Here is a 24,233-nt window from a genome sequence, read left to right on the forward strand (position 1 = left end):
ATTCGTATATACCTCAAGCTTGAGGTGTGGATATTCTTCATCCTATAAGGTTATGTTTGGTGAGAATATATGACTCGTCTAGCAAGAAATTTTTGGACCAGTGTTTTATTAGCATTATCCGATTTTATTGGGTTTACTTTATCAATATACATTGCAATTGCTTTTGTTAAGACTTTTATATTAAACGGGGCATATTTAGTTCAAAGTGGCCATATTGATGATTGGATTACGTTTCATATTTGCATGGCGATATGTTGTGTTGGTTGGTACTCTGTACGTTTGCGCCATTATTTCTATCGTAAAACCTTTTGGTTTGAGTTAAAAGAAATTCTTCGGACATTAGTGATATTTGCAGTAATTGAAATTGCAGTAATGTCATTTGCCAATTGGTATTTCTCTCGCTACGTTTGGTGCCTGACATGGATAATGGTGCTAGTCTTAGTTCCATCCTTAAGAATGTTAACTAAGAAATTTTTGGATTGTATGGGGCTATGGAAACGTGACACTATTATAATTGGCGATGGAGATAATGCGATAGAAGCGTGTAAAGCTATTAATAGTGAAACTAATTTAGGATTCAATGTAGTGAGTTTTATTTCTGATGGAACTAAGCCAGTTTCTATGAATGAAATCAATAACATTCCGATTGAGAAAGTTAAACCAAATGAACTTATAGATAGATTCGATAAAAGAACTCAATTTATTGTTGCGCTAGAGTCATATGAAGGAAATTTACGCAATGATTGGCTAAGAGTATTTATGATTAATGGCTATCGTTATGTATCCGTAATTCCAACTCTACGGGGTATGCCATTGGATAGTACTGATATGTCGTTCATTTTTAGTCATGAGGTTATGATTTTTAGAGTTCATCAAAATCTAGCAAAAATGTCTTCACGTATTATAAAAAGGTTATTTGATATTGTAGGTTCTCTTTCAATCATTGCTATTAGCTCTCCGCTCCTTATATATATAGCATTAAAGGTTAAAAAAGATAATGGTCCGGCAATATATGGGCACGAACGTATTGGTAAAGGCGGTAAGTCATTTAAATGCCTTAAATTCAGATCTATGGTTGTCAACTCTAAGGAGGTTCTTGACAAACTATTAAGTTCTGATCCAAATGCTAAAGCTGAATGGGATGCAACCTTCAAATTGAAAGATGATCCAAGAATTACAAGCATAGGAAAATTTTTGCGCAAAACTAGTCTGGATGAGTTGCCACAACTTTTTAATGTACTTAAAGGTGAGATGAGTCTTGTCGGACCACGGCCAATTATTACAGCCGAATTAGAACGTTATTCCGATGAAGTTGACTATTATTTATTAAGCAAGCCTGGAATGACGGGGCTTTGGCAGGTAAGTGGTCGTAGTGATGTAGATTATGAAACTCGGGTTTATCTAGATGCCTGGTATGTAAAAAACTGGTCTATGTGGAATGATATTGCTATTTTATTTAAGACTATTGGCGTTGTATTACGTAAAGATGGTGCCTATTAAAAATAATCTGGGTTTTTTCTAATGTTGTTTTAATTATTTATCGATTTAATTCTTGAGAAAACTAATGGATTTATCAATAGTCATACCTTGCTATAATTGCGAAAGTAATATAGTTAATATTTTTAATTCGCTAGTACTACAAAACTACCCAAACATTGAGGTTATTTTTATAAATGATGGTTCTAAAGATAATACTTCAAATGTTATTCGTGAAAGTCTCAAAGCCCATAAGTTGAATAATTTTTTTTTATATGACTTCGACAATTCCGGTGCAGCTAAAGCCAGACAGAGAGGGTTGGAAAAAGCCATTGGTGAATACGTTTTTTTTGTTGATGCCGATGATATTATTAGCCCTAATTTCTTGTATAAGATTCTTAATGTTATAGCTACCAAACCTGATATGGTGTATTTTAGTTCTGAAATAATATCATCAATCCCACCCTTCGAAAAAATTGCTAATAAGCTTTCATTTTTGAATGATAAAGAATATCTTGATCGCAATGCTTTTTTAAACGATATGTTTACGTCTGGAAACTGGACGACAGCAGTATGGACGTACGTGTTTCGTCGTGAATTAGCTATCCATTCTCAAGCTATTTTTACACAGCGTAGCGCACATGAGGATCATTTATTTACTTTAAGGCTTGTAGGGGCTGCAAATAGAATATGTGTTATTAAGGATGTTTTATATTATCAAAAAAGAACAGCCGGCTCTCTTACTAATTCATCGAAAAATTTGCAATATATTTTAGAGCGATTTAGAGCCTTCGAGGAGGCCACTTTCGATATGCGCAAAAAATTTGATACCTGTTCTATTCAAATGTATCAAATATGGTCTTTACATTCTTTTTTATTCCTGTGCCTCGAAAACTTCAAAGTTGTTACTATCTGGTTTATCACTCCCAAGGCCTATAGTAAACTTTGGAAATATAGAACTGATATTGCGAAAATACTTGTGACTTTATTTGTGAAGAAAATAAAGAGAATTATATGATTAGTATCAACCTTACTACAACTCATAGCCGACTGGATTTATGTTCTGCGACATTGTGGTCTCTGTTACATCAAAGTCTATTACCAGAGAGAATCAATCTGTGGATATCACATGAGCCATTTATGGCTGATAAAGGTATTGCTGCATTACCGAACTGGATTAATGAATTGAATCATATTCATGACATTATCCGAGTACATTATGTTGATAATATTGGACCTTATCGAAAAATTATTCCCGCATTGCGTTCATCTGCAAATGAAGATGTGATTGTTTATGTTGATGATGATGTTATATATGCTAACGCTTGGTTTGAAGGGCTTTTAAACACCTTTGAAAAGTTAGAGCGCAAATATGTTGTAGCTTCGCGAGTCAGAGTGAAAAAAAACAATTTTTTTGGGAAGCTACAAAGTTATAATATGTTTCATGTATGCTCTGAGCAGCAATTATTTTCTTCTGACTTCATTATTACCGGGGTTGGTGGTTGTATTTTAATGCGGAAGCATATAAAAGATGAGTTCCTTGAGCTTAACGACTTCCGCGAGCTGATACCTAAGACTGACGATATTTGGATCAGTAAGATAATTGAATTATCGAATTCACAGGTGTTTTGTAACCCCCTTCTATTAACCTTAGTCCAAGAAATCGAACATACTAATAATGCTTTAAATCAAACTAATAACACAATGTATACTGGTGCTTTATTGGAGAAGATTTACTTTAAGGTTCGTAATAAAATTTTTGGATATTTAGGTAAGCAGCTTTCAAATAATGATAAGTCTATTAAAATAGTAGAGAGCTTTTTTGGTTCCAAGACTGATAAATAAATTTCTGTACGAGTCTAAACTATCTCATGATTTTTAAGAGGGTAACATGAGAATTAAAGTTGTATCTTTGCCGTTTGATAAAGAACGACGTATCAAAATCGAGAGTGATTTTATTTCGAACAATTTAGAGTTTTCTTTTTCTGATGCAGTGTATGGTAAAGATATTCCAGCACAAATTAAGAATGATCTTCCTCTCAGCTCTTTTTTAAAGCGCAAAGATAAGAAACCAACAGACGGTGAAATTGGTTGTACTTTCAGTCACATAGCAGTGTATAAAGATTTGCTTGAATCTGCTGATGAATGGATATGCATTCTTGAAGATGATGCTATAATTGACAATAAATTTAAGGTGTTTATTCAGTCATTGGATTACGGTAGTCTTAAACCTGGGGCGGTTTATATTTTAGGCGGGCAAGATGGTCTTAATAACCGTCATAAGGTTGTGCGTGCGATAAATGGTACTAAATATATTGGCAATCAAATATTCCACCGAATTGTTGCTGGTGAGCAATATGTTTTTAGAACCTGCTGCTATATGTTACACAGAGTAACTGCGGAGAAAATGCTTTCAGAATTTCAGGAATCTTTTTTCGTGGCCGATGAGTGGGCTTATTTTAAAAGAAAAGGTATTATTGATGATATTTTCTTAGCTTCCTTTATTCATCATCCTTTAGACTTAAGTAATAGCTGGATTGAAAAAGAAAGAGTAATTAAATACGGGGACTCGGAGGTTGAGGATGAAGTTTCATTTTTTTCGAAAATTAAGTTTCTCTTTAAGAATAAATATACAATCCAAGTTAAAAAGAAAGCGACAATAACGATTTGGAAAATCCGCAATTATATAGTTGCTTTAACTAAGTTTCGGTTATAATGATATTTTAAACGGCAAAGCATCAAGTTTTATGCTCGTTGAGGATTGATTTTATTTCGCTAACGCTCGTTCATTTATTAATCATACAAGGTTTGATAATTGATAAGTAGACATAAAATTAGAAATGCAGCACTTTGGTCTGCATTTGAAGCGCTAAGCTCTGCTGGTTTAAGCGTGATATCTATTATTTTTTTAGCCAGGATATTGAAACCAGAGGATTATGGCCAAATTGCTGCAGCTCAGATAATTGCAGCATTACTTGTTTTAATATTTAGTCTGGGTCTATCTGAAGCCGTTATTCAAAAGAAAAACCTATCAATTAATCATCAACTAACAGTTCTTTGGGGATCATGTGCAAGTGCTGTTATTGTGCTATGTATTTGCTTATCTATCTCTTTCTATTTATATTTTATCGGTGGAAGTAAAATTGTAGGTTTAGTATTAGTTTTTGAGGGAGTTGGCGCTGCTCTTCAATTACTTGTTATATTACCTACAGGATTGTTATTGAAAAACCTTGATGTTAGTGTTTTAACTAAAAGGAACCTTATTTCGAGGATTGTTTTCTTTGTCATTGCTATCCCTATGGCTTTGTATGGTTATGGCTTATGGAGTATTGTTTTTGCAAATCTTTTTCAATATTTCACGGCGTTTATTTTAATTTTTTATCAATCTAGAAAAATAATACCTCGTGGGTATTATTTTAGTTTTAAAGATTTTTTTGAGCTTTGCAGGTTTGGTCTTTTCGTAATGTTGGAAAACTTGCTTTGGACTGTTCTGACTCGCGTTTTTAGTTTGCTAATATTAAATTTCCATGGCACTACGCAGTTGGGTATTTATAATATTTCTACTAGATTAACTGACGCAGTACTAAATATACTTAATACTGTTATTGGTCGAATGGCTCTTCCTGTTTTTTCATCGGTTCAAGATGATCGTCAAAAACTTTCAAGTTTCTTTTTCAATGCTACGAAGCTTTTTAATATCGTTTCGATGCCTGCTTTTGTAGGACTGGCCTTCACTTGCCAATACTGGGTTCCTATTGTATTAGGTACGCAATGGATTGAGGCGGTTCCAATAATTCAAATTATTGCCATTATGAACGCAATAATGTTTTCTAGAATATTTGTAAGCCAACTAATGAAGGCTGTCGGAGAGTCAAGGAGATTTCTTTTTTTATCATTTACTTCAGCATTCGTAGCCATTCTTGCAGCATTGGTTACAGCAAAATTGTCATTGTATGAGACAATGTTGGCATGGTCCTCAATGAGAGTATTGATTACAATTCCTCTTGGGATTTATCTTGTTTACAAGATAATACACATAAAAGCCTTTGAGCAATTGCGACCAATTTTCCTACCATTTGTTGTCACAGTTATAATGATATTTACAATGGTAATATTTAGATTTTTTTCAGAGAAATCCCTCCTATCAAATGTTGTCTCGATTACCCTAGAGATAGGGGTGGGTCTAATTACATATTCTTTCATTATAGTTATTTTGATAAAAACAAAGAAAATTATTCTTCGTTAATTTCCTGGAGTTTTACATGCTGGCTAATAAACAAATGTTAAATTTAAAAGATCACTTGTCATCTATCGTTAAGTACATAAAAAATAAAAATAATGTTGTTTTTTTAGATTATCCATTACACCATAACGTTGGCGATTTATTGATTTTTCAAGGTACTCAACAGTTTTTTGCCGATAATGATATTCACGTTAAATTTTATAGGTCTGTCCTTGACTATAATGTTGATGAATTAAAAAAGAGTATAGACGCTGAAACTACCCTGATATGCCACGGTGGGGGTAACTTTGGTGACTTATATGATGTTCATCAAAATCTTCGCATAAGTTTAGTCGAAAATTTTAAAGAAAATAGAATCATTATATTTCCTCAAACTGCGCATTTCTCAGACTTAGACAAATTAAATCACGACATTAGTATATTCAGGAAACATTCTGATGTAATCCTTTTCGCTAGAGACGCTAAGACTTTTGATTTGTTTCAACGCTTCAGCGACAAAGTGTTTTTAATGCCTGATATGGCTCATCAATTATATGGCAACCTCCCGATTTGCAATGTTGAAAATAATGAGGCTTTATATTTTCTTCGTGTGGATAAAGAAAAGAATGACCTGCAATTAACTTATGCGAATAATAATGAAATCCGAAGTGTGGATTGGGTTGATTTCATTAATCCGTATGAGTTTAGATATGAATTTTTATTGAAAAAGATATCTAGGATAGCCAATAAATATAATTCTAGCACCATGAAAAATATCATATATTTTTTATGGGATAAACATTCTTCTCGTGTTGTTAATAGAAGTGCCCGCTATTTCTCTAAGTATAATGTTATAATCACATCACGAATGCATGGGCACATTCTATCATGTTTAGTAAATCGGAATAGTAAGATTATTGATAATTCTTATGGTAAAAATAGTGGTTATTTTAATGAGTGGACAAATAAAACAGAATTGAGTTCCTTATTACTTAAACATGAAAAATAAGTTTTACTTCATATGAAGTCTAATTAGTACGCTTACATATTCTTATGAAATGCTCTATGCGTCATACTTGCTTTGCGCTAACATAATCTTCACTTTTAAGCTGCGAACAGTCGCAGTGACCACACCTGACAGGAGTATGTAATGTCCAAGCAACAGATCGGGGTTGTCGGTATGGCAGTGATGGGGCGTAACCTTGCGCTCAACATCGAAAGCCGGGGTTATACCGTCTCCGTTTTCAACCGCTCCCGTGAAAAGACCGAAGAAGTGATTGCCGAGAATCCCGGCAAGAAACTGGTCCCACATTATACAGTGCAAGAGTTTGTTGAGTCGCTCGAAACTCCGCGCCGTATCCTGTTAATGGTGAAAGCGGGTGCAGGCACTGATAGTGCCATTGACTCTCTGAAGCCTTATCTGGATAAGGGTGACATCATCATTGATGGTGGTAACACCTTCTTCCAGGATACTATTCGTCGTAATCGTGAGCTTTCAGCTGAAGGTTTTAACTTCATTGGCACCGGCGTATCCGGCGGTGAAGAGGGCGCGCTTAAAGGTCCTTCGATCATGCCTGGCGGTCAGAAAGAAGCTTATGAGCTGGTTGCTCCTATTCTCAAGCAGATTGCAGCAGTTGCAGAAGACGGTGAGCCGTGCGTAACCTATATCGGTGCCGATGGTGCAGGTCATTATGTCAAAATGGTTCACAACGGTATTGAATACGGCGATATGCAGCTGATTGCTGAAGCCTATGCTTTACTGAAAGGTGGTTTGGCGCTTTCTAATGAAGAGCTGGCCCAAACCTTTACCGAATGGAATGAAGGTGAGCTCAGCAGCTATCTCATTGACATCACCAAAGACATCTTCACCAAAAAAGATGAAGAGGGTAAATACCTGGTTGATGTGATCCTCGATGAGGCAGCAAACAAAGGTACCGGTAAATGGACCAGCCAGAGCTCTCTTGACCTCGGCGAACCGCTGTCACTTATTACCGAATCTGTATTCGCCCGTTACATCTCTTCTCTTAAAGACCAGCGTGTGGCTGCTTCGAAAGTCCTTACCGGACCGCAGGCTAAGAGTGCAGGCGATAAAGCGGAGTTCGTTGAGAAAGTTCGCCGGGCTCTGTATCTGGGCAAAATCGTCTCTTACGCTCAAGGCTTCTCCCAGCTGCGCGCGGCTTCTGATGAATACCATTGGGATCTTAACTACGGTGAGATCGCGAAAATCTTCCGTGCCGGCTGTATCATTCGTGCCCAGTTCCTGCAAAAGATTACGGATGCCTATGAGCAGAATGCTGGCATCGCTAACCTGCTTTTGGCACCGTACTTCAAGCAGATTGCTGATGACTATCAGCAAGCCCTGCGCGATGTAGTTGCATATGCTGTGCAGAATGGTATTCCGGTTCCGACGTTCTCTGCTGCCATCGCATACTACGATAGCTATCGTTCCGCAGTCTTGCCTGCTAACCTGATTCAGGCGCAGCGTGACTATTTTGGTGCGCATACCTATAAGCGTACTGATAAAGAAGGTGTGTTCCACACCGAGTGGATAGATTAACTAGCTGACAAACAACCTGGCAAAAGCCAGGTTGTTTTTTAATTCAAAAATATCAAATCGTATTTAATTTTTTTGATTGAACCTATTATAGGTTATACCTTTCTTGTTTATGTGGTATTTCTCTATTTGCACTTTTAATTGAGCTTGCAAATAAAGAAGTTATTACTTCCATCACGTCACATTTAATATTTTATATTTATTAAGGATTTTATCATGTTACTTCCTGTGATTATGGCGGGTGGCACCGGTAGCCGCCTGTGGCCAATGTCCCGTGAACTCTACCCCAAACAGTTTCTCCGGCTGTACGGGCAGAACTCCATGTTGCAGGAAACCATCTCGCGCCTCTCCGGCCTGGATATTCATGAACCCATGGTTATCTGCAATGAAGAGCATCGCTTTCTGGTTGCTGAACAGCTAAGACAGCTCAACAAGCTGTCGAAGAATATCATTCTTGAGCCGGTGGGCCGCAACACCGCCCCGGCCATCGCCCTCGCGGCGCTGCAGGCCACGCAGAATGGCGATGACCCGCTGATGCTTGTCCTGGCAGCGGACCACATTATCAATAATCAGCAGGTCTTCCACGACGCCATCCGCGTTGCTGAGCAGTATGCGCATGCTGACCATCTGGTCACCTTCGGTATCGTTCCGAACACCCCTGAAACCGGCTACGGCTATATCCAGCGCGGCGATGCGCTGGGGGAAGGGGAACATATGCCTTATCAGGTCGCCCGCTTTGTCGAGAAGCCTGACCTGGAGCGTGCGCAAGCCTATCTGGCCTCCGGGGAGTATTACTGGAACAGCGGTATGTTCATGTTCCGGGCGAAAAAGTATCTCTCCGAGCTGGCAAAATTCCGCCCGGATATTCTCGAAGTCTGCACGGCTGCGGTCAATGCGGCCGATAGCGGCAGCGACTTTATCAGCATCCCGCATGAGGTGTTCAGCACCTGTCCCGACGAATCCGTTGACTATGCGGTAATGGAAAAGACCGCCGATGCGGTGGTGGTGGGGCTGGACGCGGACTGGAGCGACGTCGGCTCATGGTCAGCCCTGTGGGACGTCAGCCCGAAAGATGAGCTTGGCAATGTGCTGACCGGCGATGCCTGGGTGCACAATAGCCAGAACTGCTACATCAACAGCGACGAAAAGTTGGTGGCGGCTATCGGCGTTGAGGACCTTGTGATCGTCAGTACAAAGGATGCGGTGCTGGTGATGAATAAAAACCGCGCTCAGGACGTGAAAAAGGTCGTGGAGTACTTGAAGGCCAACCAGCGCAGCGAATACAAACGACACCGCGAAATCTACCGTCCGTGGGGTCGCAGCGACGTGGTGGTCCAGACGCCGCGCTTCAATGTTAACCGTATCACCGTCAAGCCGGGCGGGGCGTTCTCCATGCAGATGCATCACCACCGCGCCGAGCACTGGGTGATCCTCGCAGGGACGGGGCAGATAACGGTCAACGGTAAGCAGTTCCTGCTGACTGAAAATCAGTCTACCTTTATTCCCATTGGCGCCGAACACTGTCTGGAGAACCCGGGACGTATCCCGCTGGAAGTGCTGGAGATCCAGTCCGGCTCCTATCTGGGCGAAGACGACATTATCCGTATTAAAGACCAGTATGGTCGTTGCTAATTTGTATTTAAGGATTAAATAGATGGCAAAATTAAACTGCTTTAAAGCTTATGATATCCGCGGCGAACTGGGCGAAGAATTAAACGAAGATATCGCCTACCGTATCGGACGCGCCTATGGCGAATTTCTGAAGCCGGAAACAATCGTGGTGGGAGGCGATGTGCGTCTGACCAGCGAGTCGCTGAAACTGGCGCTGGCCAACGGCCTGATGGATGCGGGAACGGACGTGCTGGATATTGGTCTGAGCGGTACGGAAGAGATTTACTTTGCCACCTTCCACTTGGGCGTGGACGGCGGGATAGAGGTGACGGCCAGCCATAACCCAATGAACTACAACGGCATGAAGCTGGTGCGTGAAAACGCGAAGCCCATCAGCGGCGACACCGGGCTGCGCGATATCCAGCGCCTGGCGGAAGAGAATCAGTTTGCGCCGGTGGACGCGTCCCGTCGCGGCACCCTGCGTCAGATATCGGTGCTGCAGGAGTACGTGGACCACCTGATGGGCTACGTGAACCTGGCCAGCTTCACCCGTCCACTGAAGCTGGTGGTGAACTCCGGCAACGGTGCTGCCGGTCACGTGATTGATGAAGTGGAGAAACGTTTTGTGGCGGCAGGCGTGCCGGTGACCTTTATCAAGGTGCATCACCAGGCGGACGGCAATTTCCCGAATGGAATCCCGAACCCGCTGCTGCCGGAGTGCCGGCAGGACACCGCGGATGCGGTGCGCGAGCACGGCGCGGACATGGGGATCGCCTTTGACGGTGACTTCGACCGCTGCTTTATGTTTGATAACGATGCAGAATTTATCGAAGGCTATTATATTGTTGGCTTGCTGGCGGAAGCGTTCCTGCAGAAGCAGCCGGGCGCCCGGATTATTCACGACCCGCGCCTGACGTGGAATACGGTGGATATGGTGACCCGCAGCGGCGGCACACCGGTGATGTCGAAAACCGGGCATGCGTTTATTAAAGAGCGGATGCGTCAGGAAGATGCGATTTACGGCGGGGAAATGAGCGCACACCACTATTTCCGCGACTTCGCCTACTGCGACAGCGGGATGATCCCGTGGTTGCTGGTGGCGGAGCTACTGTGTCTGAAGAACAGCCCGCTCAAGGCGCTGGTGGCGGACCGGCAGGCGGCGTTCCCGGCGTCCGGGGAAATTAACCGCAAGCTGGAGAATGCGGCGGCGGCAATTGCGCGCATCCGTGAACGCTATGAACCGGATGCCGTGAACGTGGATACCACCGACGGCATCAGTATTGAATATCCGGAGTGGCGTTTTAACCTGCGCAGCTCGAATACCGAGCCGGTTGTGCGTCTTAACGTAGAGTCAAAAGGAGACGATGAATTAATGAAGGCTAAAACAGAAGAAATATTAGCTTTAATGAAATAGAAATTATTCTGCTTAGAGCCATAGGGTAGGTGCGTGGAATGATGCATCACCTTATGGCTCTTTCTTGACTTCCCATCTTTCTGAGAGTAAAACCGCCACAAGTGTTGATTACCAGGGTGGCTAATACGCCGCCGTCCAGTTAACTGATTAAAGTGTGATCGAATGAAAATTACTATTTCCGGTACCGGTTATGTTGGTTTATCGAATGGCATCCTGATTGCGCAAAACCACGAAGTGGTGGCGCTGGATATCATTCAATCCAAAGTTGATATGATTAACCAAAAGATTTCTCCGATTGTCGATAAGGAGATCCAGGAATATCTGGCGGAAAAGCCGTTGAATTTTCGCGCGACAACTGATAAGCATGATGCCTATCGTAATGCAGATTATGTCATTATCGCCACGCCGACTGACTACGATCCGAAAACGAACTACTTCAATACTTCGACCGTTGAAGCCGTTATTCGTGATGTCACCGAGATTAACCCAGACGCGGTAATGATAATTAAATCCACCATTCCCGTTGGCTTCACGCGTGATATTAAAGAGCGCCTGGGCATTGATAACGTCATTTTCTCTCCTGAGTTTCTTCGTGAAGGCCGCGCGCTCTATGACAACCTGCACCCGTCTCGGATCGTCATTGGTGAACGTTCAGAACGCGCAGAGCGTTTCGCTAATTTGCTGAAAGAAGGCGCGATTAAGCAGGATATCCCGACGCTGTTTACTGACTCCACCGAAGCTGAGGCGATTAAGCTATTTGCCAATACCTACCTGGCGTTGCGCGTAGCCTACTTTAATGAACTGGACAGCTATGCTGAAAGCCAGGGTCTGAACAGTAAGCAGATCATTGAAGGCGTGTGCCTCGATCCGCGAATTGGTAATCACTATAACAACCCTTCCTTTGGCTACGGCGGCTACTGCCTGCCGAAAGATACCAAGCAGCTTCTGGCAAACTATGAATCTGTACCGAATAACATCATCGGTGCCATCGTTGATGCTAACCGCACGCGTAAAGATTTTATCGCTGACTCAATCCTGGCGCGCAAGCCTAAAGTCGTAGGTATCTATCGCCTGATCATGAAGAGTGGCTCCGATAACTTCCGCGCTTCTTCTATTCAGGGCATCATGAAGCGTATCAAGGCCAAAGGTATTCCGGTCATTATCTACGAACCAGTTATGCAGGAAGATGAGTTCTTCAATTCCCGCGTGGTTCGCGATTTCGACGCATTCAAACAAGAAGCTGACGTGATTGTCTCAAATCGAATGGCTGAAGAGCTGTCGGATGTCGCTGACAAAGTGTATACCCGCGATTTGTTCGGCAGTGACTAAATACCCCCTCTGGCCGGGAGATAAGCTGTCGGCCAGAATTTTCCCCTCTCCTGAATTCTTCAGCTATTCGCCTGGCAAATCGTCTTACTCCTCTTACCCGATCAACCCCCCTAAAAAACGTGACCTCGCTTAGATTCTTCAATCGATCATCTTGTCCCAACCATCGAGGTCGGATATGTTTAATTCACCTTGTGAAGAGCTACCGTCACTGTGATGTAGACGCTGGAGATAAGCGCCGGAAGGTAAAACAGAGCCTGCTTGCAGGCTTTTGTTGTTTCTGGAACCCTGGTTTTCAGGAGAGCTGCCTTGCGGCGAGTTAAGGTTCTGATTGAAATTGACACGGGTGAGGGAGCGGGATCTTTCAAGGGAAGGGCGCAGGCATAGCAAGCACAAGCCATTTACGGTCACCAGGATATAATGTTGATGCTAAGGTCTTAGTACCCGATTAGCATAACTTTTAAGTTTGGCGTGGCGACCAATGCCAGCTGAAAAGACAATACACATCCCCACCGCTGGCAGTGTTTTATTCTTATATTATTATTTCCTATGCCTGTATTATAATTATATTAAGTTTTCTTTTCACCACTTTCGTTTGTTAAAAGTCAGCTTGGTCTTTTTCTGATCTTTAATATAAGAAATCAGAAAATAAACTGAAACAATCAACAGGATGGCAGCAACTGCTAAGAAAATTATGTTTGCCATAATGCGTACCAGAATGAAAGGAATGTTATAAATCCATTTGCCTGCGAACTAATATCTCTGCAAAAGCATGCCTTTGCCTGCTTAACATATCCTGAATTTAAGAAAATTCCTATATGGTGTTTGTGGTTTTTTTTGAGGAAAGTGGAAAACCCTTTTTCGCGACCAGTAGTTTGAACAATAGCGCTGTAGCTGACTATAGTACCAGCTTGATTAGCTGGTGATTGTTTCCTTCGTACGAGAATGCTCTTCAGTGATTGTATTGAAAGTGGCTTATATCAGAGTTTGTTGATGATTTTGTTTGGTTTATGTTAATTCTGTGTTTCGTTATTGTGTGGTGCGCGGGCTTTGCGCTGAGATAGGTATTAACAGAGTGTTTTTACGAGCATCTGCATGGATAAGATTGCCGAATGACAATTCTCGATATAAAAAAGCCGCAGTCGTATCCCACTGCGGCTAAATACCCTGCGCCATGCTGGGTTGATTAGACCTTATAGTACGCCTTATACCAGTCAACGAAGTTCTTCACTCCCTGCCTGACCGTCGTCTGCGGTCTGAAACCCACCGCATCGTACAGCGGCTTGGTATCTGCGCTGGTTTCCAGTACATCGCCCGGCTGTATTGGCATCATATTTTTCTCCGCAACCATCCCCACAGCTTCCTCAAGCGCCGTGATGTAATCCATCAGTTCAACCGGTGAGCTATTACCGATGTTATACACCCGGTATGGCGCTGAGCTATCTGCCGGTGATCCTGTCTCAACAGTCCATTCAGGATTGGGCTGCGGGATAATATCCTGCATCCGAACAATCGCCTCAACGATATCGTCAATGTAAGTGAAGTCGCGCTTCATCTTGCCATAGTTGTAGACATCAATAGGCTTTCCTTCCAGCATGGCTTTTGTGAACTTGAACAGCGCCATATCCGGACGGCCCCATGGGCCATAGACGGTAAAGAATCTGAGTCCAGTGGTCGGAATACCATAAAGGTGAGAGTAGGTATGCGCCATCAGCTCGTTTGCCTTCTTGGTGGCGGCATACAGCGAAACCGGATGATCAACCGAATCATCGGTAGAGAACGGCATTTTACGGTTCAGGCCATAGACCGAACTGGATGAGGCATAAAGCAAATGCTCAACATTATTGTGTCTGCAGCCTTCAAGAATGTTCAGATAACCAATCAGGTTAGCGTCGGCATAAGCGAACGGGTTTTCCAGGGAGTAGCGAACGCCAGCCTGAGCGGCAAGATGGATCACCCGGTTAAATTTCTCATTAGCAAAAAGTCGGGCAATACCTTCACGATCCGCCAGATCGATTTTGTGAAAACTGAACAGGGGAGACTGCAGTAAATCCAGACGGGCCTGCTTAAGATTGACGTCATAGTAGTCGTTCATGTTGTCGAGACCGACAACCTCATGACCCGCCTCCAGAAGGCGCTTGCAGGTATGAAAGCCGATGAATCCTGCGGCTCCAGTTACTAAAAATTTCATATTCATCCTCTGGGGTGACTGTATCCCGCTATATATTCGTCGATTTTACACTGGCTTGCCGTGTGGATCACCTGCTTTACCGTTGCTGATTATGTTCACGCATTAGATGGCTAAGCGATGTCGCCCGTATCAGAGCTTTTGCATTGGCATTCTGAGGTGGAGATGAGATTCATTATCGAAGCTTGATGATTAGCAAGATAACAATTGCGTGAGGTCTTGTCATAATCTCGCGTTTCCGACTCCTTAAGTCCTCGAAAGTTAACGTAGATAAAAATTGATTTTATGTATGAATTTACAATTCTTTCACATTGATAGTGGGATGTCTTTTTTTATCGTTTAAAATCAAAATGTTAGTTTTTTTGTTGTATTTGCTTTACATTATGTTTACGACATGAATCATTTGCAATATGAATTGATTGGCAACGTATTTTCATTTTTATTCCCATGGACCAGCGCTATAATGCGGCAACTCATTTGCATGACCATTGTGTTGTCAGTTTAATCAGCTATCCTGTGCGCAGCGTTAAATATGACACCAGACTGATTGTTGGCGTCATTTCAATCAATATTGCGTACGGTTTACGCCGGTTCACAGAAGATGGATAGGGCGATAACCGGGAAGAGTCTCGTCAGGAGTTCAAAAAATGGGCTTGCTAAACGTGCTAATTGAGAAATTCCTGATGGATGGGGGTTAAGCAAACAGCGAGAGTGTGGGCCTGCTTGAATCTTTTTAAATTTCAAGTGAGCAGCACCCAGCGTCACGGGCAGTAATCTTACCCGATAGCCGCTGCGAGAGCCGTTTGACGTAAGAACAGGGTGTGTCAGTTTACTGCTGTCGTAAAAGCAGTCGCTAGAGATGTTTACAGATAGGGTTGTTGAATCATTACGCAGTTTGGTTGCGATAGCCAAGGGCGGTAGCGTGATTGAAAGCTATCATGTAATACTATGGGGGAGGAGTATCTGACTGAAAAATAACAGTTTTTACTTTACGTCCAGAAACGGCGTCTTAACTGGCGATCTTTATGTCAGCCTCTCACTTGTCTCCGTTTAGCCTGGATGAGCTACCATGGTCGGCTGCTGCCAATGAATTAAAGCGTACAGAAAAATTGGGAAATCTTGCTTTAACCTATGCACTTAAGTTTTCACGTTGTATGTCCAAAGCCACGGCGTCTATCGGCAGTGTATCAGTCAGGGCGTTAGAGCTATCGCAGTTGATTTAGTCAGTCAGCGACAACTCGCAATTCTAAAGTGCATAACCCAATGCTTAAAATTTCGTAGAATAATTTATGAGTATAAAAATGAAGTATAATCTAGGGTATTTATTTGACCTGCTTGTTGTTATCACCAATAAAGATCTAAAAGTACGCTATAAGAGTAGTGTATTTGGTTATTTATGGTCAATTGCCAACCCCCTACTTTTTGCGATGATCTACTATTTTATCTTTAAATTGATCATGCGAGTCCAGATTCCAAATTATACCCTTTTCTTAATAACGGGTCTCTTCCCCTGGCAGTGGTTTGCAAGTTCTGCGACGAATTCGCTTTTCTCATTTATTGCTAATGCGCAAATTATCAAAAAAACCGTATTTCCGCGTTCGGTTATTCCACTTAGTAATGTGATGATGGAAGGATTGCACTTCTTATGCACTATTCCTGTCATTGTCGCTTTTCTTTTTGTGTACGGTATGCGTCCTTCGCTTTCATGGCTTTGGGGCATACCGCTCATTGCTATCGGACAGGTGATTTTTACCTTTGGCATATCAATTATTTTTTCTACTTTGAATCTTTTCTTCAGAGACTTAGAAAGATTTGTGACTCTCGGTATTATGCTGATGTTTTACTGCACTCCCATTTTATACGCATCGGATATGATTCCAGCAAAATATAGCTGGGTTATTGACTATAACCCTCTGGCGAGTATGATTTTAAGCTGGCGTAATTTATTTATGGATGGCGTTTTAAACTACGAGCATATCTCAGTGTTATATTTGACTGGTATTGTGCTGACAGTTATCGGATTAAGTATTTTTAATAAATTAAAATATCGATTTGCAGAGATCTTGTGATGGAACCAGTAATTGATTTTAATAATGTGACAAAAGAATATCCGCTTTACCATCATATTGGCTCAGGTATTAAAGATTTAATATTTCATCCTAAAAGAGCCTTTCAATTACTGAAGGGTCGTAAATATCTTGCTATTCAGGATGTCTCTTTTACGGTAGGTAAAGGAGAGGCTGTTGCGCTCATTGGGCGAAACGGCGCAGGCAAAAGCACTTCTTTGGGGCTGGTTGCCGGTGTTATCAAGCCAACGAAAGGGTCGGTCACAACTCGTGGGCGAGTGGCCTCAATGCTTGAGCTAGGTGGTGGTTTTCATCCAGAATTGACTGGCCGTGAGAACATTTATCTTAATGCCACCCTTCTTGGGCTACGGCGTAAAGAGGTTCAACAGCGAATGGATCGCATCATTGAATTTTCCGAATTAGGGGAGTTTATTGATGAGCCGATCCGCGTCTATTCTAGCGGTATGCTAGCGAAGCTTGGCTTCTCGGTTATTAGTCAAGTTGAGCCTGATATTCTGATTATTGATGAAGTGCTGGCCGTCGGCGATATTTCATTTCAGGCCAAATGTATTAAGACGATTAAAGAGTTCAAAAATCGTGGTGTGACAATACTGTTCGTTAGTCACAACATGAGTGATGTGGAAAAAATATGCGATCGGGTTGTCTGGATCGAAAATCACCGTCTCCGGGAAATCGGTTCTGCTGAAAGAATCATCGAACTTTATAAACAAGCAATGGCCTAAATCTGGTAATTAAATGAATAGTATTAAGATCTATACCTGTCATCATAAGCCGAGCGCATTCCTTAATGCATCGATTATAAAACCATTGCATGTAGGTAAAGCTAACTCCTATAATGATATCGGCTGTATTGGCGATGATACAGGAGATAATATTTCGTTTAAAAACCCCTTTTACTGTGAGTTAACCGCACATTATTGGGTTTGGAAAAATGAATCTCTTTCTGATTATGTCGGCTTTATGCATTATCGCCGACATCTGAATTTTTCTTCAGAACAGAGCTTTCCCGAAGATAATTGGGGCGTAGTTAATTCACCCGTTATTGATGCAGATTATGAAAAGCAGTTTGGTTTAACCGACACGGCAATCCAGGATTGTATTTCAGGGTTTGACCTGCTGTTACCGAAGAAGTGGTCAGTGACCTCTGCTGGAAGTAAAAATAACCTCGATCATTATGAGAAAGGGGAGTTTTTACATATTAAGGACTATCTGGCTGCCCTGGAGATTGTCGAAGAGCTTTATCCGGATTATAAAACGGCTATTCAGCAGTTTAATAATGCAACTGATGGCTATTACACGAATATGTTTGTGATGCACAAAGATATGTTCGTAGACTATTCTGAGTGGCTTTTCGCGATTTTGACTCATCTTGAAAGTCGCATCTCGATGAATAATTATAACGCTCAGGAAAAGCGTGTTATCGGCCATATCGCAGAGCGCCTGTTTAATATTTACATTATAAAACAGCAGCAAGATCGTGCCCTGAAAGTTAAGGAACTACAGCGCACTTTCGTGACGAATGAGACCTTCAACGGCAAGCTGATGCCGGTCTTTCCTCACGCTGCGCCAATCGTCATCAGTTTTGATGATAACTACGCCATCAGCGGCGGGGCTTTAATCAACTCTATCGTTCGCCATTCTGATAAAAACACCCATTACGATATTGTTGTGCTGGAAAACAAGGTTAGCAATCTTAACAAGCAGCGCTTAACCAGGCTGGTTTCGGCCCATACAAACTTTTCACTTCGATTTTTTGATGTGAATGCCTTCACTGAATTGGATGGCGTACATACCCGTGCGCACTTTAGTGCATCAACCTATGCTCGCTTGTTTATTCCGCAGCTTTTCCGTGAATATGAGAAGGTCATTTTTATCGATTCCGATACTGTGGTGAAGGCCGATCTGGCGACTTTGCTTAATGTCGAACTCGGCACAAACCTTGTTGCCGCCGTTAAAGATATCGTCATGGAAGGCTTCGTCAAGTTTGGCGCGATGTCGGAGTCAGCTGATGGCGTGATGCCCGCCGGCGAGTATCTGCAAAAAACGCTTAAAATGACCAATCCTGATGAGTATTTCCAGGCGGGGATTATCATTTTCAACGTTACGCAAATGGTGCAGGAAGATACCTTCTCCGAGCTGATTAAAACCCTGAAAGAGAAAAAGTACTGGTTCCTTGACCAGGACATCATGAACAAAGTTTTCTACGGCCGGGTTGAATTTTTACCGCTGGAGTGGAATGTCTATCATGGTAATGGCAATACCGATGACTTTTTCCCCAATCTGCAGTTCGCAACATATATGCGCTTTTTAGAAGCCAGAATGAACCCGAATATGATTCACTATGCCGGGGAGAATAAACCGTGGAATACGGACAAGGTTGACTTTTATGACGATTTCCTGGAAAACGTCATCAACACGCCATGGGAAAAAGAGGCCTATTTCCGTCAGCTATCTTTGATTAATTCATCAAATCCTGCGCATAATGCAGGGCAAACGCCTGTTCTGCTTCAGACCAGGATCAAAAAAGCGTTGATGCCTTTCCTTAATAAATATGCTCCTGTCGGTTCACCGAGGCGAAATACGATAACAAAATACTATTATAAAGTTAGACGCTCAATTCTTGGTTAAGGCTGCTGGAGTAATATTATGAACAGTAAAAATATTTTAATTGTCGGCGCTGGTTTTTCTGGTGCGGTTATCGCCCGCCAGCTTGCTGAACAAGGCCATCGTATCAGAATTATCGACCAGCGGGACCACATTGGCGGTAACTCCTACGACGCGCGCGATCCGCAAACGGACGTTATGGTCCACGTCTATGGTCCGCATATCTTTCATACCGATAATGAAACAGTGTGGAACTATGTGACTCAGCACGCTGAGATGATGCCGTATGTGAACCGCGTCAAAGCAACCGTTAACGGACAAGTGTTCTCTCTGCCGATCAACCTGCATACCATTAACCAGTTTTTTGCCAAAACCTGTTCGCCAGATGAGGCCCGGGCGCTTATTGCAGAAAAAGGGGACAGTTCGATCGAGGAACCGAAGACGTTTGAAGAACAGGCCCTGCGTTTTATTGGTAAAGAGCTGTATGAGGCGTTCTTCAAAGGCTACACCATCAAGCAGTGGGGGATGGAGCCATCACAGCTTCCTGCGTCGATTCTTAAGCGCCTGCCGGTTCGTTTTAACTACGATGATAATTACTTTAACCACAGATTTCAGGGCATGCCGAAACTGGGTTATACGAAAATGATTGAGTCAATTGCCAATCATGAAAATATCACTATCGAACTTCAGCAGTCGTTCAACGCTGAAGAGAGAGAAAAGTACGATCATGTGTTCTATAGCGGGCCGCTGGATGCCTTCTATTCCTATCAATATGGCCGCCTGGGCTATCGTACTTTGGATTTTGAAAAATTCACCCGGCAGGGCGATTATCAGGGCTGCGCGGTGATGAATTACTGCTCACTGGATGTTCCTTACACCCGTATCACTGAGCATAAGTACTTTTCGCCCTGGGAAACCCATGAAGGGTCGGTATGCTATAAGGAGTACAGCCGCGAGTGCGGAGAAAATGATATTCCTTATTATCCGATTCGGCAGATGGGGGAGATGGCTTTACTCGATAAGTATTTGTCCCTCGCGGAAAGTGAAAAGAACATTACCTTTGTTGGCCGCCTTGGAACCTATCGATATCTGGATATGGATGTCACTATCGCAGAAGCATTAAATACAGCCGAGAAGTACTTATCTTCCCTTGATAATCATGAAGCTATGCCAGTGTTCACGGTTTCTGTGCGATGAATTGCTCCGCATTAATAGTCACTTATAATCGTTTAGAGAAGTTAAAAGTAACTATTGCCAACACAGTGAAATTAAATTTTACAGCGATAATGGTTGTCAATAACGGTTCCACGGATGGGACCCAGGAGTGGTTAGCCACCCTTAGCGACCCCCGCGTGATTGTCCTCAATCTACCCTCTAATACCGGTGGGGCGGGTGGTTTTAAGGCCGGGAGTCAATATTTATGCGACAACGTCGATAGCGACTGGGTTTTCTTTTACGATGATGACGCCTGGCCCGAGAGCGATGCGCTGGAAAAATTTGCCCATCTGGATAAGGCTAACTGTCGGGTGTTCACCGCTTTGGTAAAAGATCTCCGGGGGCAACCTTGTTCGATGAACATCCCTTTTGCTAAAGTACCGTCATCGTTTATCGACACATTACGCTACATCAAAAAACCGGCCGAGTTTCTACCGTTGATTTCCCGTTCGACCGCGGTACAAACGGTATCCTTTGTCGGGATGATTATTCAGCGAGATTTGCTGCGAAAGAATATACACAATATTCACGATGAGTTGTTTTTATATTTTGACGATCTCTACTTTGGCTATCAGTTGACGCTCGATGGCGAAGAGATTCGTTATTCGCCTGAGGTTGTCTTCTCGCACGATGTAAGTATTCAGGGGAAGTGCGTCTTTCCCGAATGGAAGGTTTATTACCTTAGTCGAAATCTTATTCTGGCGAAGAGAATTTTTCCGCGAGTTGCCATTTTTAGCCGTCTCTCAATCCTTTTGCGGTTGATTAAATATGTGTCAATATTGCCATGGCAACGCAATAAATTGTTATATTTTAAATGCTTGCGTCGTGGAGTTATCCATGGTGTAAAAGGAATCAGCGGTAAGAATCATTAAGTGGATATAGCAATGAAAAAACTGTGTTATTTCATAAACTCGGATTGGTATTTTGATTTGCACTGGATAGATCGTGCAATCGCCGCCCGAGATGCTGGTTATGAGATTCACATCATCAGTCATTTTGTCGATGGTAAAGTGCTGAATAAATTTAAAACATTTGGTTTTAAGTGTCATAACGTCCCACTTGATGCTCAATCATTTAATGCATTAACTTTCTTTCGGGCCTTTTTTGCCTCCCGAAGGATCATCAAAGAGATTAATCCCGACCTTTTACACTGTATTACAATCAAGCCATGTCTGATCGGTGGGCTTCTTTCGAGGGCAAATAATCGCCCGGTCATCGTGAGTTTTGTCGGCCTCGGGCGTGTATTTTCTTGTGATACGGGCTTGCTTAAGCTATTGCGCAATATCACTATCATGGCATATAAGTATATTGCCAGTAATAAGCGCAGTATATTTATGTTCGAACATGATAAAGATCGTAAAAAACTTGCGGGTTTTGTTGGGATTGACTATCAGCAGACTATTGTCATTGATGGCGCAGGTATCAACCCGGATATCTATAAATATTCTCTGGAGCAGGAGCGTGATGTTCCGGTGGTGCTGTTTGCCAGCAGAATGCTGTGGAGCAAAGGGCTCGGGGATTTAATTGAAGCCAAGAAAATCCTCGAATCCAGAAATATTCATTTTACGCTAAACGTTGCCGGGATACTTGTTGAAAACGATAAGGATGCCATTTCCCTTGCGGTCATTCAGCAATGGCATAAAGAAGGGCTGATTAACTGGTTAGGTCACAGTTCAAACGTCTGTGACTTGATCGAGGAGTCGAACATCGTGGCACTGCCTTCGATCTATTCAGAAGGCGTCCCGCGTATTCTGCTTGAGGCTTCCTCGGTTGGCCGGGCCTGCATTGCCTACGATGTTGGCGGCTGCGATAGCCTGATCATTAATAACGATAACGGCATTATCGTGAAAAGTAACTCGCCACAGGAGCTGGCCGATAAGCTTGAATTCTTGTTAGCCAATCCCAAAGCACGAGTAGAGATGGGCATCAAAGGACGGCAACGCGTTCAGGATAAGTTTTCTAGCGGTATGATAATCAGTAAGACCTTAAAGACTTATCATGATGTGGTTCAGGGATGATGTAACGCAAGAGATTACAGCTTCATGTAAATCAAACACCTCCGAAGCAGTTATATTTTATGCTATGTAACTGCTCTGCAAACGCATTATTTATGTTTAATGATTGCGTGCCTCTTATTTTGAAGGTGATTGAATGTCTGATGAATCAAGTAACGTTATTGTTTCCGTTATCATCCCCGTTCATAACGCCGCGGAATATATTTCCGAAACGCTTAATACGGTATTAACCCAGTCTTTAAAAGAGATTGAGATTATCATTGTTAACGATAATTCCACCGATAATACTCTGGATATTGTCGCTAAAATAGCCGATGAGGATTCGCGAGTCCGGGTGATAACCAACCCGAGCAACGTCGGCGGTGGCGAATCGCGAAATATCGGCTTACGTATAGCGACCGGCGAATACATTATTTTCCTCGACGATGATGATTACGCCGATAAAGAGATGTTAAAGAGAATGTCCGATCGGGCTACGGCCCTGCAAACGGATGTTGTTATCTGTCGGTGCCAGTCAATCGATCTGCAAACCAATACTCATTCTCCCATGCCTTTGTCCGCGCGGGAGGATTTACTGCCTGAAAAAGAGGTCTTCTCTTCACGGGATATTGCTGACGATTTTTTCAGAGCCTTTATATGGTGGCCATGGGATAAGCTCTTCAGACGCGAAGCTATTCTGGCAATGGGCCTGGAGTTTCAACCGCTGAGAACCACAAACGACCTGTACTTTGTGAGTGGTTTCATGCTGTTAGCAAACCGCATCTCGCTGGTTGATGAAATCTTAATCTCTCATACGATCAACCGTGCGAAGTCGCTTTCTGCCACCAGGGCACACTCGTGGCACTGCGCGCTGGAGGCATTAACTTCGCTACGTTCGTTTATGAAAGATCGTGATTTACTGCCGTCCAGAAGTCGTGATTTTAATAATTACGCCGTTGTTTTTCTGGAGTGGAACTTAAATACGATCTCGGGCCCTTCCTTTAAGCTGCTCTTCAACGATGTGAAGTCGTTCATCCTATCTTTAGAAATCGATCGTGATGACTTTTATGATGACTTTATTAAAGCTGCGCATGGCCGGATCGTTAATCAGTCAGCGGAAGAGTATATTTTTTCTCTGAAAGACAGAGTGTTGCGCGAGCTTGAACATGCACATATGTTGAATTCAACGCTGCAGGAAGAAATCACTTCGCTTAAACAGTCAACTTTATCTCAGCGAAGTGAAATTGATGTCCTGAAGGCGCAAGTGAGCGATAAAACCACGCTTATCCACGAATTTGAACAGCTAAAAACGCGTTTAGAGAACGAGCATCACACGCAACAGCAGAAATTACTCAGCGTCCACAATGAGCTCCAGGAGCTGACTCAGCGCTATAGCGATTTGGTTTCATCTTTGTCATGGAAAATGACGAAACCATTAAGGGTCGTCAAAGCGATAGCGGCGCGAAAAAAGCCATGACGACGCTAAACAGGTGATATCAACCAGCGCGCTGGCGAGGGTTATATTGCAAGGGAGGCGTTATG

The 24,233-nt window shown here is 42.6% G+C and carries 19 protein-coding genes; 17 read left to right on the forward strand and 2 right to left on the reverse strand.

Annotation, left to right across the window (positions count from 1 at the left end):
- Positions 1 to 69: 69 nt before the first annotated feature.
- The 10 genes from wbaP (at position 70) to ugd (ending at position 12,606) form a co-directional block, all read left to right on the forward strand.
- The gene (gene wbaP / locus CMQ96_RS25855; protein ID WP_098067540.1) at positions 70 to 1,500 is read left to right on the forward strand and encodes an undecaprenyl-phosphate galactose phosphotransferase WbaP; all 1,431 of its coding nucleotides are present in this window, start codon (positions 70 to 72) and stop codon (positions 1,498 to 1,500) included.
- Positions 1,501 to 1,564: 64 nt separating this feature from the next.
- Positions 1,565 to 2,494 (forward strand): glycosyltransferase family A protein, encoded by a 930-nt coding sequence (locus tag CMQ96_RS25860; protein WP_098067541.1) that lies wholly within the window; start codon positions 1,565 to 1,567, stop codon positions 2,492 to 2,494.
- Between the two features lie 122 nt (positions 2,495 to 2,616).
- The gene (locus tag CMQ96_RS25865) at positions 2,617 to 3,321 is read left to right on the forward strand and encodes a glycosyltransferase (RefSeq protein WP_224253491.1); all 705 of its coding nucleotides are present in this window, start codon (positions 2,617 to 2,619) and stop codon (positions 3,319 to 3,321) included.
- A gap of 46 nt (positions 3,322 to 3,367) precedes the next feature.
- Complete coding sequence (locus CMQ96_RS25870; protein WP_098067543.1) at positions 3,368 to 4,192, forward strand: glycosyltransferase family 25 protein; 825 nt, start codon at positions 3,368 to 3,370, stop codon at positions 4,190 to 4,192.
- 99 nt (positions 4,193 to 4,291) lie between these two features.
- Positions 4,292 to 5,722 carry an oligosaccharide flippase family protein gene (locus CMQ96_RS25875; RefSeq protein ID WP_098067544.1) on the forward strand — a complete coding sequence of 477 codons (1,431 nt, stop codon included), beginning with the start codon at positions 4,292 to 4,294 and terminating at the stop codon, positions 5,720 to 5,722.
- A gap of 16 nt (positions 5,723 to 5,738) precedes the next feature.
- Positions 5,739 to 6,707 (forward strand): polysaccharide pyruvyl transferase family protein, encoded by a 969-nt coding sequence (locus CMQ96_RS25880; protein WP_098067545.1) that lies wholly within the window; start codon positions 5,739 to 5,741, stop codon positions 6,705 to 6,707.
- A 141-nt stretch (positions 6,708 to 6,848) separates the two neighbouring features.
- The gene (gene gndA, locus CMQ96_RS25885; RefSeq protein ID WP_098067546.1) at positions 6,849 to 8,255 is read left to right on the forward strand and encodes an NADP-dependent phosphogluconate dehydrogenase; all 1,407 of its coding nucleotides are present in this window, start codon (positions 6,849 to 6,851) and stop codon (positions 8,253 to 8,255) included.
- A gap of 213 nt (positions 8,256 to 8,468) precedes the next feature.
- On the forward strand, positions 8,469 to 9,884 hold the full coding sequence (locus tag CMQ96_RS25890; RefSeq protein ID WP_098067547.1) for a mannose-1-phosphate guanylyltransferase/mannose-6-phosphate isomerase: 1,416 nt from the start codon (positions 8,469 to 8,471) through the stop codon (positions 9,882 to 9,884).
- Between the two features lie 22 nt (positions 9,885 to 9,906).
- Complete coding sequence (gene rfbK / locus CMQ96_RS25895) at positions 9,907 to 11,277, forward strand: O9 family phosphomannomutase RfbK (protein WP_049087572.1); 1,371 nt, start codon at positions 9,907 to 9,909, stop codon at positions 11,275 to 11,277.
- A 162-nt stretch (positions 11,278 to 11,439) separates the two neighbouring features.
- Positions 11,440 to 12,606, forward strand: coding sequence for a UDP-glucose 6-dehydrogenase (gene ugd / locus CMQ96_RS25900; protein WP_004122472.1), 1,167 nt, complete (start codon positions 11,440 to 11,442; stop codon positions 12,604 to 12,606).
- A gap of 579 nt (positions 12,607 to 13,185) precedes the next feature.
- On the opposite strand, the gene CMQ96_RS28500 is transcribed toward ugd, so the two are convergent.
- The gene (locus CMQ96_RS28500; protein ID WP_004138729.1) at positions 13,186 to 13,308 is read right to left on the reverse strand and encodes a small membrane protein; all 123 of its coding nucleotides are present in this window, start codon (positions 13,306 to 13,308) and stop codon (positions 13,186 to 13,188) included.
- Between the two features lie 481 nt (positions 13,309 to 13,789).
- Entirely contained in the window at positions 13,790 to 14,794 is a 1,005-nt protein-coding gene (locus CMQ96_RS25905) for an NAD-dependent epimerase (protein WP_024360028.1), read from the reverse strand.
- Positions 14,795 to 16,092: 1,298 nt separating this feature from the next.
- On the opposite strand from CMQ96_RS25905, the gene CMQ96_RS25910 reads away from it, so the two are divergent.
- From CMQ96_RS25910 to CMQ96_RS25940, 7 genes are all read left to right on the forward strand, one after another.
- A complete protein-coding gene (locus tag CMQ96_RS25910) occupies positions 16,093 to 16,860 on the forward strand; it encodes an ABC transporter permease (protein ID WP_004138730.1) in 768 nt (255 codons plus the stop codon).
- Positions 16,860 to 17,600, forward strand: a complete 741-nt coding sequence (locus CMQ96_RS25915; RefSeq protein WP_004138732.1) for an ABC transporter ATP-binding protein — start codon at positions 16,860 to 16,862, stop codon at positions 17,598 to 17,600. The genes CMQ96_RS25910 and CMQ96_RS25915 overlap by 1 nt, the downstream gene beginning before the upstream one ends.
- A 13-nt stretch (positions 17,601 to 17,613) precedes the next feature.
- Complete coding sequence (locus CMQ96_RS25920; RefSeq protein ID WP_098067548.1) at positions 17,614 to 19,506, forward strand: DUF4422 domain-containing protein; 1,893 nt, start codon at positions 17,614 to 17,616, stop codon at positions 19,504 to 19,506.
- Between the two features lie 18 nt (positions 19,507 to 19,524).
- On the forward strand, positions 19,525 to 20,679 hold the full coding sequence (gene glf / locus CMQ96_RS25925) for a UDP-galactopyranose mutase (protein WP_024360027.1): 1,155 nt from the start codon (positions 19,525 to 19,527) through the stop codon (positions 20,677 to 20,679).
- Positions 20,676 to 21,569, forward strand: coding sequence for a glycosyltransferase (locus tag CMQ96_RS25930; RefSeq protein ID WP_098067549.1), 894 nt, complete (start codon positions 20,676 to 20,678; stop codon positions 21,567 to 21,569). The genes glf and CMQ96_RS25930 overlap by 4 nt, the downstream gene beginning before the upstream one ends.
- On the forward strand, positions 21,570 to 22,715 hold the full coding sequence (locus CMQ96_RS25935) for a glycosyltransferase family 4 protein (RefSeq protein WP_024360025.1): 1,146 nt from the start codon (positions 21,570 to 21,572) through the stop codon (positions 22,713 to 22,715).
- A gap of 133 nt (positions 22,716 to 22,848) precedes the next feature.
- Positions 22,849 to 24,168: a glycosyltransferase family 2 protein gene (locus tag CMQ96_RS25940; RefSeq protein ID WP_098067550.1), complete on the forward strand. Its 1,320-nt coding sequence runs from the start codon at positions 22,849 to 22,851 to the stop codon at positions 24,166 to 24,168.
- The last annotated feature ends 65 nt before the right edge of the window (positions 24,169 to 24,233 follow it).

The sequence above is a fragment of the Klebsiella sp. MBT K-1 genome, assembly GCF_002556465.1.
GTDB lineage: Bacteria > Pseudomonadota > Gammaproteobacteria > Enterobacterales > Enterobacteriaceae > Klebsiella > Klebsiella grimontii.

Excerpts from the sequence above, each read along its gene's own strand:
- wbaP (WP_098067540.1), top strand. The coding sequence starts at position 70 with ATGACTCGTCTAGCAAGAAATTTTTGGACCAGTGTTTTATTAGCATTA.
- CMQ96_RS25860 (WP_098067541.1), top strand. The coding sequence starts at position 1,565 with ATGGATTTATCAATAGTCATACCTTGCTATAATTGCGAAAGTAATATA.
- CMQ96_RS25865 (WP_224253491.1), top strand. The coding sequence starts at position 2,617 with ATGGCTGATAAAGGTATTGCTGCATTACCGAACTGGATTAATGAATTG.
- CMQ96_RS25870 (WP_098067543.1), top strand. The coding sequence starts at position 3,368 with ATGAGAATTAAAGTTGTATCTTTGCCGTTTGATAAAGAACGACGTATC.
- CMQ96_RS25880 (WP_098067545.1), top strand. The coding sequence starts at position 5,739 with ATGCTGGCTAATAAACAAATGTTAAATTTAAAAGATCACTTGTCATCT.
- gndA (WP_098067546.1), top strand. The coding sequence starts at position 6,849 with ATGTCCAAGCAACAGATCGGGGTTGTCGGTATGGCAGTGATGGGGCGT.
- CMQ96_RS25890 (WP_098067547.1), top strand. The coding sequence starts at position 8,469 with ATGTTACTTCCTGTGATTATGGCGGGTGGCACCGGTAGCCGCCTGTGG.
- rfbK (WP_049087572.1), top strand. The coding sequence starts at position 9,907 with ATGGCAAAATTAAACTGCTTTAAAGCTTATGATATCCGCGGCGAACTG.
- ugd (WP_004122472.1), top strand. The coding sequence starts at position 11,440 with ATGAAAATTACTATTTCCGGTACCGGTTATGTTGGTTTATCGAATGGC.
- CMQ96_RS28500 (WP_004138729.1), bottom strand. The coding sequence starts at position 13,308 with ATGGCAAACATAATTTTCTTAGCAGTTGCTGCCATCCTGTTGATTGTT.
- CMQ96_RS25905 (WP_024360028.1), bottom strand. The coding sequence starts at position 14,794 with ATGAAATTTTTAGTAACTGGAGCCGCAGGATTCATCGGCTTTCATACC.
- CMQ96_RS25910 (WP_004138730.1), top strand. The coding sequence starts at position 16,093 with ATGAAGTATAATCTAGGGTATTTATTTGACCTGCTTGTTGTTATCACC.
- CMQ96_RS25915 (WP_004138732.1), top strand. The coding sequence starts at position 16,860 with ATGGAACCAGTAATTGATTTTAATAATGTGACAAAAGAATATCCGCTT.
- CMQ96_RS25920 (WP_098067548.1), top strand. The coding sequence starts at position 17,614 with ATGAATAGTATTAAGATCTATACCTGTCATCATAAGCCGAGCGCATTC.
- glf (WP_024360027.1), top strand. The coding sequence starts at position 19,525 with ATGAACAGTAAAAATATTTTAATTGTCGGCGCTGGTTTTTCTGGTGCG.
- CMQ96_RS25930 (WP_098067549.1), top strand. The coding sequence starts at position 20,676 with ATGAATTGCTCCGCATTAATAGTCACTTATAATCGTTTAGAGAAGTTA.
- CMQ96_RS25940 (WP_098067550.1), top strand. The coding sequence starts at position 22,849 with ATGTCTGATGAATCAAGTAACGTTATTGTTTCCGTTATCATCCCCGTT.